10 protein-coding genes and 1 tRNA gene are annotated in these 12,905 nt (G+C 41.1%); 5 read left to right on the top strand and 6 right to left on the bottom strand.

Annotation, left to right across the window (positions count from 1 at the left end):
* Window positions 1–41: 41 nt before the first annotated feature.
* Window positions 42–749, top strand: a complete 708-nt coding sequence (locus K6V21_RS19170) for a tRNA1(Val) (adenine(37)-N6)-methyltransferase (RefSeq protein ID WP_217714041.1) — start codon at window positions 42–44, stop codon at window positions 747–749.
* An 81-nt stretch (window positions 750–830) separates the two neighbouring features.
* Here the strand turns inward: K6V21_RS19170 and K6V21_RS19165 are convergent.
* Window positions 831–905 (bottom strand) — tRNA-Pro (locus tag K6V21_RS19165).
* A gap of 397 nt (window positions 906–1,302) precedes the next feature.
* Between K6V21_RS19165 and K6V21_RS19160 the strand changes: the two genes are divergently transcribed.
* Entirely contained in the window at window positions 1,303–1,662 is a 360-nt protein-coding gene (locus K6V21_RS19160; RefSeq protein ID WP_022210405.1) for a lipocalin family protein, read from the top strand.
* A gap of 82 nt (window positions 1,663–1,744) precedes the next feature.
* Here the strand turns inward: K6V21_RS19160 and K6V21_RS19155 are convergent, their stop codons facing one another.
* The 5 genes from K6V21_RS19155 to K6V21_RS19135 form a co-directional block, all read right to left on the bottom strand.
* Complete coding sequence (locus K6V21_RS19155) at window positions 1,745–2,701, bottom strand: ABC transporter permease (RefSeq protein ID WP_224319561.1); 957 nt, start codon at window positions 2,699–2,701, stop codon at window positions 1,745–1,747.
* Window positions 2,688–3,437 carry an ABC transporter ATP-binding protein gene (locus K6V21_RS19150; protein ID WP_224319560.1) on the bottom strand — a complete coding sequence of 250 codons (750 nt, stop codon included), beginning with the start codon at window positions 3,435–3,437 and terminating at the stop codon, window positions 2,688–2,690. Before K6V21_RS19150 ends, K6V21_RS19155 begins: the two co-directional genes overlap by 14 nt.
* A 2-nt stretch (window positions 3,438–3,439) precedes the next feature.
* A complete protein-coding gene (locus K6V21_RS19145; protein ID WP_224319559.1) occupies window positions 3,440–4,588 on the bottom strand; it encodes an NEW3 domain-containing protein in 1,149 nt (382 codons plus the stop codon).
* Between the two features lie 177 nt (window positions 4,589–4,765).
* Window positions 4,766–6,070: a sensor histidine kinase gene (locus K6V21_RS19140; protein WP_224319558.1), complete on the bottom strand. Its 1,305-nt coding sequence runs from the start codon at window positions 6,068–6,070 to the stop codon at window positions 4,766–4,768.
* Window positions 6,071–6,083: 13 nt separating this feature from the next.
* Complete coding sequence (locus K6V21_RS19135) at window positions 6,084–7,454, bottom strand: sigma-54-dependent transcriptional regulator (protein ID WP_224319557.1); 1,371 nt, start codon at window positions 7,452–7,454, stop codon at window positions 6,084–6,086.
* Between the two features lie 218 nt (window positions 7,455–7,672).
* Here K6V21_RS19135 and K6V21_RS19130 point away from each other — a divergent pair, with 218 nt between their 5' ends.
* The 3 genes from K6V21_RS19130 (at window position 7,673) to K6V21_RS19120 (ending at window position 12,899) form a co-directional block, all read left to right on the top strand.
* Window positions 7,673–9,166, top strand: coding sequence for a TolC family protein (locus tag K6V21_RS19130; protein ID WP_224319556.1), 1,494 nt, complete (start codon window positions 7,673–7,675; stop codon window positions 9,164–9,166).
* A 49-nt stretch (window positions 9,167–9,215) separates the two neighbouring features.
* The gene (locus K6V21_RS19125) at window positions 9,216–10,466 is read left to right on the top strand and encodes an efflux RND transporter periplasmic adaptor subunit (protein WP_224319555.1); all 1,251 of its coding nucleotides are present in this window, start codon (window positions 9,216–9,218) and stop codon (window positions 10,464–10,466) included.
* Between the two features lie 69 nt (window positions 10,467–10,535).
* Window positions 10,536–12,899, top strand: coding sequence for an ABC transporter permease (locus K6V21_RS19120; protein WP_217713077.1), 2,364 nt, complete (start codon window positions 10,536–10,538; stop codon window positions 12,897–12,899).
* The last annotated feature ends 6 nt before the right edge of the window (window positions 12,900–12,905 follow it).

Raw genomic sequence — 12,905 nt, 5'->3', positions numbered from 1 at the left:
CGACTTTGTCTATTTTTGCTCTCTATTAACAACTACAATCTATGCCAAATCCTTATTTTCAGTTTAAACAATTTACTATATGGCACGATAAATGTGCCATGAAAGTAGGTACAGATGGAGTGCTGCTAGGTGCCTGGGCAGAGACAGAAAGCTCGCAAAAAATCCTCGATATAGGAACTGGCACTGGATTGATAGCGATAATGTTAGCACAGCGATATCCATTGTCGCAAATCACGGCTATAGAAATAGATGAAGCTGCGGCAGCTCAGGCTAAGATGAATGTAGCCCGTTCTCCGTGGATAAAACGAATACAAGTTATCTGTAACGATTTCAGTCTATTTCAGACCGAAAGTAAATATAATCTGATAGTTTCTAATCCACCATATTTTGTTGATGCATTGAACTGCCCTGACAAGCAACGCAATATGGCACGTCATACCTGTGAACTAAATTATGAGTTACTTTTTCGACGCTCGACACATCTCCTTGAAAAGCAAGGGAGGGTATGTATCATCATTCCTACCGAAGCAGAAAAGTTGGTAATTGACACAGCCTGGAAATACATGTTGTACCCTTCGCGCCGTCTTCATGTCTTCACCAAACCGGGTAAACCAAGCCGAAGAGTACTTATTTCATTCAGCCACGAAGAACAAGAGTGTATAGAAGAGACTTTATGTATTGAAGTGGAACACCATCAATTTACACCGGAATATATTGCACTAACAAAAGATTTTTATTTAAAAATGTAGTTTGATAGCAAATGCTAGTATAGGAAGCAAATTCCTTTATACTAAAAAAAGGTTTAACTATCAAGTTAAACCTTTTTTTAGTCGGGGTAGCGGGATTCGAACCCACGACCCCCTGCTCCCAAAGCAGGTGCGCTAACCGGACTGCGCTACACCCCGAGTGCCTTATTTCTTAAAAGCGAGTGCAAAGGTAGAAACTATTTTGTAATAAACAAAGAAATATGAAGTTTTTTTAGAAAAAAAATATTTTCCATAAGTTCTAAAAGCCTGTAAAACAATAGTGTTACTCGTAGTTGCTCCGTGCTAACTCCGTACCAAGTCCGTATCAACTCCGTATCAGGTCCGTATCTATAGAGTACGGAGATACTACGGAGCAGATACGGACTTGGTACGGAGTTGGTATATAGTTGATATGCCTCCAACTTGTGAATGGCATCCTACTAGCTAACAGAATAAAAAGATGAAATAATATCTGGCAAAACAATATATTTCGTTTAACTTTATCCCCGCAAACAATTAGTACATCTCAACGTTACACTATAAAATAAAAGACATCATGAAAAAACAAATTTTCAGCATGGCTGTCATGGCAGTCATATTTGCCGCTTGTGGCGGTGGAACAAAAACTCCTGTCACAGTGGTAGGTTCTTGGGTAATGCCCATTAACGGACAACCTGGAGAAGTGCAAGGAATCAAACTGGAAGAGAATGGAGAAGCATCTTCCATTAATATGCACACTTTGATATACAAAGAATGGGAACAACAAGGTGACCAGCTTTATCTGACAGTAAAAAGTATCGGTAATGGAATAGAGATTGAAGGTGTGGATACACTGAAGATTGATAAGCTAACGCCGGATTCTTTAGTGTTAAGTTCCAATTATGGATATACTCTTGAGTATGTAAGGCAGAAATAATACAAACTGCAATATATAAATCCCTGACGACTTTAAAGTATTAAATATCGTCAGGGATTTCTTCTTAACCCAACCAATCAATTTACCTTGAACGTATTTCTCTACGCATAAATATGATATAAGAGAGTGCAAAACAGAGAATTGTAACTGCAATCAATCCTGTTAGCTGTGGCCATATAACCAGTAAACTCTGTCCCAATGGGAGAGGGCTAGGTATTGCCCCTTGAACCTGCTCCATCATTAACGGTCCCAAGCTTCGAAGTGATGGCATCAGCAATACAGAAGTTGCCTGATTGAATAATTCGCACGGATTCAATGACATTATGCCCCAAACTATTTTTTGATAACCGACAACATAATAAGGCGACATCATATCAGAAGGCATGAACATCTTAGCAATCCAATTGACAATCATCGTATAAAATACGCTGAAAAACAACCATATCGCCAGAGAAGCCAAAGCTGAAGTAGCCGTCTGCCGGAAGCAGAGCGAGAACAGTATCGCCGTATTCAACCAAAGACCTACATAGAAAACACTTAGGATCAAAAAGGAAATGATACGGGCAAATTCTTCCGGTGTAGGTGGAATACCGATGGCTATCAGCCCAGCTCCCATTACCAAAAAACCTAATACAAACAGCATAATTGTAATCACAATCAGTGCAGCAACAAATTTGGCATTGATTATACAATCACGGTGTATCGGTTGTGATAATATACGGCATAATGTCCCTTTGTTCAGTTCCGAATTCATGGCATCAAATCCTAAGGCAATACCTAACAGCGGCCCTAAAAAGTTGATGAACAAAACAAAAGAAGGCAATGTACCATCGGATACGGTAAACAATTTCAAGAAGAAAAAAGTATCTTCCACATCACCTGATTTGACAGCCTCATGCATACTGGTGAGTGATGTATACAAGGCTCCCAAGCAAGTGAGCGTGATAATGGCAAGTAAAATAATAAAGCGCCAACTACGCACATGATCCCGGATCTCTTTATTCACAATAACCCAGAAAGGCTGCTCAATTCCGTTCATACTTCTCACCTCCTTCCTTTATATAATTATTGTAGATATCAATAAGTTCCACTTGTTTACCTTCCATTTCTCTAAGATCAAGCTGAGCCAGTAATTCTCCGTGATTAAATAAGCCCACACGATCACAAGCTTTCTGTACCTGATCCAGATTATGTGAGGAAAACAATACGGTAAGGGAATGTACCCTACTCAAATTACGAATCAATTCTATAAATTCCTGGATTCCGGCAGGATCGATACCGGATGTCGGCTCGTCCAGAATAATGATTTCCGGATTCTTTATCAATACATCCGCTAAACCCAAACGTTGCCTCATACCGCGGGAATACTTTCCGGTTTTTTTATTCACCTGTTCGGCAAGTCCAACCCGGTGCATAAGTTCCTTTGCTTTCTCTTCAGCCTCTTTCCTTGAAAAGCCGTTCAGAAGTGCTGTATAGATGAGATTTTCCAACCCGGTCATATCATCGTAAAAGCCTAAATCTTCAGGAAGATAACCAATTTTCCTCTTGACTTCAATAGGATTTGTAGTGGAGTCTATTCCGCAAATTTCCACTTTACCGGAAGTTGGTTCTGTCAACCCCAGCATCATCAGGATAGTTGTGGATTTTCCCGCACCATTCGGACCCAATAATCCGAAAATCTCTCCTTTGCAGATTGACAGGCTAATATGGTCTACAGCAGTGAAATTACCGTATTTTTTGGTTAAATCGGTAAGTACAATCACTTGTTCGCCCATAATTACCTCCTTCCATATTTTCGGAATAGGTAATAGACACCTCCCACAGCTACAACGATGACTAATATTCCTACCCAACCCCAAAGCATTGGTGTTTTTACTGCAATTCTGAATTGTGCGGTTGCATTTACTTCGGGGGTTCTGGCTTCCATTGTTGCTACATAGTCGCCTGGCAAAGCTTTTTTCGAAGCTTTCATTATAGCTGTAACAGTAGATGTTTCTCCGGCTTTTAATATTTCTATTTTGGCAGGTTCAAAAGATACTTCCCAATCTTTTGGCTTACCGGATGAGAGTTGAATATCCTTTAATAAAGAGGAACCTGTGTTTCTGACAACCAACTCCAGACGCTTCACATCTCCGGCAGTTATTTCAGTACTCAACAATCCCCGTGGAGTAGTCAGTTCCATTTGATATGTACCGGTAACCACCACTTCCAGATCCAGATCAGCAGAAGTATTACCGGCTACTGCACGTACTGAAATCTTATAATTCCCTGCTTCAACATTAGCCGGCGGAGTGACGTCTATCGACACATTCTGGCTGGCATTCGCTTCTACTTGTGCGGAAGTTGCCTGCTTATAATTAGGTTTAAAAATAACATTCCATCCTCTGGGCGCATTAGACATCAATGCATATAACTGCTGATCAGCCGTCTGATTCTTCAGTACGGCATTAAAAGTAAATGTCGATTTTGAGTTGCCCTGCATATTGGGCTGATCAGTAGTAAATTCAGTCTGATAAGTACCTTGCTGAGCTACGATGACAGTTAAAGGAAGTTGACAGTCTCCAGCAGATACAACAAAATTGTAGCTACCCTTGTTTATTTTTAATGGGACTTCCAATTTCAGGTTAAAGTCTTTCTTTTCACTAGGCAGGACAGCTAATTTGTTAATATTCCAACCACCGGATTTCAATTCACGTTTCCAACTTGCAGGTAATCCTGTAACAGACAGATCTACATTGACCGGAATATCCGAATTATTGATTAAATCAATTTTGTAATCAATACTCGTTCCCGGAGAAACAGAAATCTTTGTATAAGGAGAATAAAGAAACACGCTTGGAATTGAGTCAGAGGCGTGTGTGTAATTCACGGGTATTAAACCCAATAAAATGGTTAATAGCAGCAAATAATTAGTTCGCATAATCATATAGAATTTTATGGTTAATTAAATATGAGTTATCGATTTATGTGGCTGCAAAAATAAATAATGGGAAAATTAGTAGCTGTTAAAAGCAATAAAATATCGACACGGAAATTTTATGATTATATAATATTTATATTTTTTAATAGACACAGAACAACCTTTTGCAGGTGCAGTATTTATCTAACAGAATTGTAAAGTAAAGCAACTCCCTTTTCCCGGTTCCGAATAAACGGTAATATTTCCTCCATGCTGATTCATGATCTGCTTGCAAAGACTGAGTCCGATACCCGAACCGGCAGTTTTCGTTGTGAAGAACGGAACAAATATTTTATCCTGCACTTCAGGTAAGATACCTTCACCATTATCCCGAACAGTAATAGTACAACGCCATGCAGTAAGAGAAGAAGTCACTTTCGGTGCAAAAACAGCTTTAACCTCAATCTTGGGCGTTTCGCGGCGGGCAGATGCTTCACGAGCATTTTTCAACAGATTAATAAGCACTTGTTCTATCTGAGCACGATCCACATCCAGTGTTTTCTCCGAAGGTGGAAGCTCGAAATGAATAGTTTCATCAGGAAAAAGTTTCTGTAAATCGGTGAACAGTTCCCGAACCGGCACACTAGCACAGACAGGAGCGGGAAGACGGGTAAGACGACGATAGTTTTCTACAAAACCTAATAGTCCCTTACTACGTCGATGAATGGTTTGCATAGCTTGTAGCATTACAGCATATTCTTTTTCGCCCGCTGCATCTTTTAATGTAACGGGTACTCCGCGCTCACTAAGTGTTTCAGAGAGGGAAATGATAGGAGTAATGGAGTTCATAATTTCATGAGTGAGTACACGTATCAGCTTTTGCCAGGCTTCCATCTCATTCCGTTCCAGTACAGAATGGATATTCTTCAAACTGATAAGGCGCCTCTCCATGCCACGGGCTACAAAGAGAGTGGTAGCTACTGCCATTTCTAAAGTGGTTCCATTTCGATGAATACGTATGACCTGCGTTTCACCGGAAGGAAGGCTCAAAAGTTCGGCCGGCAATTGCGGATCTTGCCCTAACTGGGCAGTGGCAGCACGATTCAGCCACTCAATACGTCCGGACATATCAGTCACTAATACAGCAGTATCTACCTTGTTCAGCAGACTTTCGTAATACTGATGTTTTATTTCTTCTTCCAACAGGCGGGCACGAAATGCCTGCAAGGTTTCAGATAGCTCTACAGACATTTCTGTCATCAGTTTATTTTTATAAGGCGGACGGAAAGCCTGTGTCATGTCATTATAACGCAAACTGTCCGTCAGGCGACGCATCATCTGCAATTGCTTCATCTGTATATAATAAAGGTGTATTCCTGTTCCCAGAAGAAACAGGAATGTTATAAGCATGCTAAACCATAAATCAGCACAATATAACACATAAACGCCAACAGAAAGTATTGCCAGCAGACAGATATGCAAGATAACAACCAAGGAATACTGCTTCATATTACTTCTTAATTTATAATCCCAATTTCTCAATCTTCCTATACAATGCAAAGCGCGTAATTCCCAAATACTCCGCAGCACGTGTCATATTCCCCTCGCTTAACCGCATTGCCTTTTCTACAGCTTGCCGTTCCAATTGTTCCAGATTAAGTACTTCTTCTTCTTTTTTAAGACGGGGGGAGGAAGCCTGGAACAAGAAATTATCGGGGCGAAGCAATGAACCGTCACCCAAAATCACGGCACGCTCCATCGTATGCTGTAACTCACGCACATTTCCCGGCCAGGAATAACGCAGCAATTTAGCTTTTGCTTCACGTGTCAAGCCCCGCATTTCCTTTTGATATTTCCGGGCATAACGCTGCAAGAAATAATCTGCCAGAAGAATAATATCATTTCCCCGTTCCCTCAAAGGAGGAATATGTAGTTCAATCGTATTGATACGATAAAGTAAATCCTGCCGGAAATTCCCTTCTTCCACCAGATGGCGGATATCCGCATTTGTAGCACAAATCAAGCGTACGTCGATGGATACAGATTGTGTACTACCCAAACGACTGATCTGTCGTTTTTCAATAGCAGTCAGCAGTTTTGCTTGCATAGGCAGTGAAAGATTTCCTATTTCATCCAAAAACAATGTACCTCCCGTTGCCACCTCCATCCGTCCGGCTTTCGGTTTCCGGGCATCAGTAAATGCTCCTTTTTCATAGCCGAATAATTCACTCTCAAACAATTGTTCCGGGATACTGCCGAGATCAATTGTAACGAATGGCCGTCCGTAACGTGGCGAACAACGGTATAACAAACGGGCTATCACATCTTTTCCTGTTCCATTTTCACCAAGTACAAGAATGTTAGCATCTGTATCACGCAGCTTCTCTATCGTGGCAAACACTTCCTGCATCGCGGCAGATTCACCAATAATAGATTCTTCCACACTACTTCCCGCACCGCTAAGTACTTCCACTTGTTCTTTTAACAGACTAACTTCACAGCGGGAACGGCGTAATTTAATACCGGATGAGAGTGTAGCAAGTAGTTTTTCTTTTTCCCACGGTTTCGGGATGAAATCGGTAGCACCCGCTTTAATGGCCCGTACCGCTTTATCTGTATCTGCATATGCTGTCATAAAAATAACGACTGCCTGAGGATCAATACGCAAGATTTGTTCCAGACTTTCAAAGCCTTCCTGCCCACTGATGGCGTCGCGACTGAAGTTCATATCCAGCAGGGTAATGTCCGGCTGGAAAGTCGTCATGAAATGTTCGATACGATCGGGGGTTACTGCTACTTTTATTTTTTCCGCATAAGGTTCCAGCAGAAGGTTAAGGGCAAAAAGTACGTCCTCATTATCATCTACTATTAATATTTTTCCTAATTGTTCCATACGAAGCTATTATTATCCGATAATCTTTTTTGCAAATATGAATATATCCGATGCGCAAAGATAAACAATATATCGATGTGTTGTGTGTGCGTATGCGCACTATTTTTGTGCGGTATGGCACACGCTCAATTTGCATCAGATAGAAGTATAACATTGTAACACAAAGTATTACATCTTTGGCATAAGATTTGAATCTCTTCTACTAAAAGGAACATACTATGTACAAAAAAATACTTTTATTATTAATAGCTTGCGGAACTCTTATAACTATTGATGCGCAGGAACACACTATGGAGCTGACATTAGGTCAGACTATAGAGCGTGCCCGTCAACAATCACCCGATGCGCAAACAGCCCAACACAGTTTTCGTTCCGCCTACTGGAACTACAAATATTATCGGGCCAACTATCTGCCCGCCTTGAAATTAACTTCCGATCCGTATCTGAATCGTGCTATCAACAAAATTACGATGAGCGATGGTAGCGTGAAATTTGTGGAACAAAACTTATTAAGTACCGACCTCACCTTAAGCCTGACACAGAATATTCCTTGGACAGGTGGTACATTGTTTGTGGAAACTTCTGCCCAGCGGCTTGATTTATTTAGTGACAACTCTACCTCCTGGCAGACATCACCCATAAATGTCGGCTATAGTCAGTCTCTTTTTGGATATAACAGTCTGAAATGGAATCGTCGTATCGAACCATTGCGTTACCAGGAAGCCAAAAAAACTTATGTGGAAACCCTGGAGCTCGTTGCTGCCAACGCTACGCAGAAATTCTTTGCCCTTGCCACCGCACAAAGCAACTACGAAATAGCTTCTACCAACTATGCCAATGCAGACACCTTATATACATATGCACAAGGGCGCTATAATATAGGTACCATTACCGAAAACGAGATGCTACAACTGGAACTTAATAAACTGACCGAAGAGACCAATCGTATGAATGCCCATATCGAAGTAGAAAATTGCATGCAAGAACTTCGTTCGTATCTCGGTATCCAGGAGGATATACTGATCAAAGTGGATGTCAGCGATCATGTCCCCAATCTTCACATAGATCTAAGCACAGCTTTAATCACAGCACGTCAAAACAGCCCGGATATACTGGACATGCAGCGGCGCAAACTGGAAAGCGAAAGCCGGGTAGCCAGTGCCCGTGCCAATGCCGGCCTGAAAGCCGATCTTTACTTGCGTTTCGGACTGACTCAGACCGGCAATAAACTGAAAGATGCTTATCACAATCCTTTGGACCAACAATACGTCACCCTCGGCATTAGTCTACCTATATTGGATTGGGGACGTGGCAAAGGACAGGTCCGGGTAGCTCGTTCTAATCGTGACTTAACTTATACTCAAGTAGAGCAGGATAAAACAGACTTTGAACTGAATGTCCGTAAACTGGTAAAACAATTCAATTTACAATCCCAGCGCGTACATATTGCCGCCCGCACCGATGAAACGGCTCAACGACGTGCTGATGTAGCCCGGCGACTTTATATCTTGGGAAAGTCTACCGTACTCGACCTCAATGCTTCCATCAGTGAAAAAGATGCCGCCCGACGAAATTACATCACTGCACTATATAACTACTGGAGTTTGTATTACACCCTCCGCAGTATCACACTTTATGATTTTGAAGTAGATGCACCGCTGACAGAAACAGAAAGAATAGAGGAAGTGATGGACAGGATGATAAGAAAATAAGGGGACATATTATAAACTTGACTATAAATTGTAAAACAATAAAGATATTATGGATATTAAACTCGAAAAGAAACCTTGGTACATCCGCTACCGCTATTATCTGGCAGGAGGAATTCTATTCCTTGCTTTCATTATTTACGTTATCATCCTTTCTGCCGGTCCCAGCAAGCTTCGCATCGACCAGGAGAATGTGCAGATTGCTGAAGTCAGAAATGATAAATTCATGGAATATGTAGACGTGGAAGGACTTATACAACCCATCCTCACCATTATCGTTAATGCCCGTGAATCAGGAAGTGTAGACCGTATTGTAGGCGAGGAGGGAAGTTTGCTTCAAAAGGGAGACACAATCCTTGTACTCGAAAACCCTGATTTGATACACAATATTGAAGAGCAACGTGATGATTTGGAGAAGCAATTGATTTCTTTTCGGGAGAAAGAAATTGAAATGGAACAAAAGAGCCTGACCCTCCAGCAACAAACTTTGCAAACAAACTATGAGTTGACGCGTCTTCAAAAAAGTTTCAATCTTGATAAAGAAGAATATAAAATGGGGATAAAAAGTAAAGCTCAACTGGAAGTTGCCGAAGATGAGTATAATTACAATGTAAAGAAAGCAAAGTTACAACGCGAGAGTTTGCGTCAGGATTCTGTTGTTGCCATTATCCGCAAAGACCTGATCCATAATGACCGGGAACGCGAACGTAAAAAGTATGAACGTGCTTGCGAACGACTGGATAATTTAGTAATTAAGGCCCCCGTCGCCGGGCAACTCAGCTTCGTGAAAGTAACTCCGGGGCAGCAAGTATCATCCAACCAAGGTATTGCTGAAATTAAGGTATTAGACCAATATAAAATACACACTTCGCTCAGTGAATACTACATAGATCGTATCACGACAGGACTTCCGGCTACAATTAATTATCAGGGACGTAAATATCCACTCCGTATTACAAAGGTAGTTCCCGAAGTAAAAGACCGCACTTTCGATGTCGACTTAGTATTTACCGGAGAGATGCCCGACAATGTACGTGTCGGTAAAAGTTTCCGTGTACAGATAGAGTTGGGACAACCCGAACAGGCCATCGTTATCCCACGTGGTAATTTCTATCAGGCTACCGGTGGTCAATGGATTTACAAACTAAACGCATCCAAAACGAAAGCAATTCGTGTCCCTCTCAGTATCGGACGCCAGAATCCCCAGCAATACGAGATTACAGACGGTTTACAGCCCGGAGATTGGGTTATTACGACGGGATATGATAACTTTGGCGAAGCGGAAGAACTGATATTAAAATAAGGAACAAATACAGCATTATCAGAGAATAGCAAAATAACAGAAAGAGATTAATATAATAAAGACTGAAACATGAAAACACTCAAATACGCCTGGCGCTTCCTGATACGCTCCAAGTCATATACGATTATTAATCTACTGGGACTGGCCTTCAGTCTGGCATGTTGCATCATTCTATTCCGCTATATTCACAGGGAATTGACAGTGGATAGCCATTGCATTGACCGGGAACAGGTTTATGGTGTCAAAGCGGATGTGGGTGGCAATAAATATTTAAGTATGCTTATTAATAGGGGAGATAGCAGCCTTATCGATCAACGCTACATCAATAAGCAGAGCAGCTTCATTCCGTTGGAGAAAGATTATGTAATGATTGGGGCAAATCGGTTTCCTTCGCGAATCATCGTAACAGACAGTATCTTTTTTCAGCTATTCCGCTACCCGGTGGTGCAGGGAAACATTACATTACCTTCTCCATACTCCGCTTTAGTTACAGAGGCATTTGCCCACAAGCTTTTCGGTAAGGAGAATCCGGTAGGTAAAATCATCCGTTGTTCTAATGGAAAGGACATAACTATTGAGGGTGTATTGGGTAATCCCGGAAACAAGACTTTCCTGCAGTTCGATATAGTATTGTCTAAAGCTTTATCTGATAGTTGGGAACGCATGGCTATAGACTTGTTTTCATTCATGCCGGGCACTGATATAAATAAGCTAAACAAAACAGGTAGTATCCCAAGATATATAAACTCGCCCGAAAGCGGTGATACGCGTACTTATACTTATTCTTTGATTCCCGTCAAGCAATTCTATTGGGATAGCTCCATCAGTTCTGAAGAGATATTGATGGTCTCTACCGGCAGTTATTCCCATCTGTGGATTATGATAGGAGTATGCCTATTAGTGCTATTAGCAGGTATTATAAATTTCATCAATATCTATCTGGTTGTCATGCTTCGGAGGGGAAAAGAATACGGATTGAAAAAGGTGTTCGGTGCAAGAGGTAAAGAGCTATTTCTTAATATATGGACAGAGAATGCTTTGTTGGTATCAGCCGCTATGCTCATAGCTTGGTTGTTTGTAGAAGTAAGTACTGTGCCGGTGAAAAATCTTTTCAATCATCAGTTTGGCTATACGACATTTGACTGGCAATTATCATTAGGCATATTGGTAGTACTCCCATTAGTTACTTCTCTTTATCCATTCATCAAATACAATTATACTCCCCCTATTGTCTCCATCCGTTCTATAGGTTCGGAAAGTCGTTCAATACATTCACGGATCCTATTTTTGGGCATTCAGTACGTACTCACTTTTTTATTGGTGGTAGTCTCGCTTTATTTCAATAACCAGCTGAATATGTTGCTTAGTACCGAACCGGGATTTCGTACCAAAGATATTATCATTGCTCAATTGACTTACGAATCAAAGGACTTTGATGCTTACACGGAGGAGAGCATGAAACAACGTCAGGAGCGAGTGAACGCATTGGATAAGGAGCTTTCTTCCTGTCCCTATATAGAAGATTTTGAGGCCAGCTATATTGACATTCTTAAAGGAGATTATGGTAGTGATTATATAAACGATCAAGGGAAGAAGATCTACCTGAATATGCGCCTTGCCACGCCTCATTTCTTTCAGGTCTATGATATTAAATTTATCGAAGGCGAGCTCCCCGATTTATCAGATAAAGGCTTTTTCGGAGTTCTGGTGATGAATAAGGCAGCTATGAGAGCCTTAAACTACACCACTTGTCAGGGTGCCAGCATAGAAAATCCCCTGAAAAGAGGAAACGAATCCAAAACCCAACCCATTGTAGCGGTGGTAGATGATTACTACAACGGACATTTAACTTTAGGAAAGAAACCTACTGTTTATATGGTAAGCAATCAGATGAGCGGCGATGTCTATCAGATAGCCTGTGTGCCGGGTAAAAAGAAAGAAGTGCTTGAGTTCCTACGTAAAACGGAATTAAAGATTTATGGCAGTGAAGATTTTGAATACAGTATTCTGGAAGAAGACGTAAAAGCAATCTATGCCCAGGACAGACAAACAAGCATCATTTATTCCGTTTTTGCCTGTATTGCGATTATAATTGTAGGCCTCGGGCTATTCGGTATTTCTCTGTTTGATATCCGCCAGCGATATCGGGAAATAGCCATCCGCAAAGTAAACGGAGCACAATTGAGAAATCTGTATGCAGTTCTGTTCCGCAAGTACATTTGGGTAATAGGAATTGCCATATTGATTACCATACCTTTATCTTATTACCTGATATACATCTATACGCAAGATTTTGTAGTGAAAGCTCCTGTCAGCATATTCATTTATGCCATAGCCATACTGATAGTTTCTGGCATTTCGTTAGGCACATTGTTCTGGCAAGTGAATAAAGCTGCACGAATTAATCCGGCAGAAATTATGAAAAGCGAATAAGAAATA

The sequence above is a fragment of the Bacteroides cellulosilyticus genome (assembly GCF_020091405.1).
Lineage (GTDB): Bacteria > Bacteroidota > Bacteroidia > Bacteroidales > Bacteroidaceae > Bacteroides.
The sequence above is the reverse complement of the archived record's forward strand: the minus strand, read 5'-3'. Positions and strand labels throughout refer to the sequence as shown.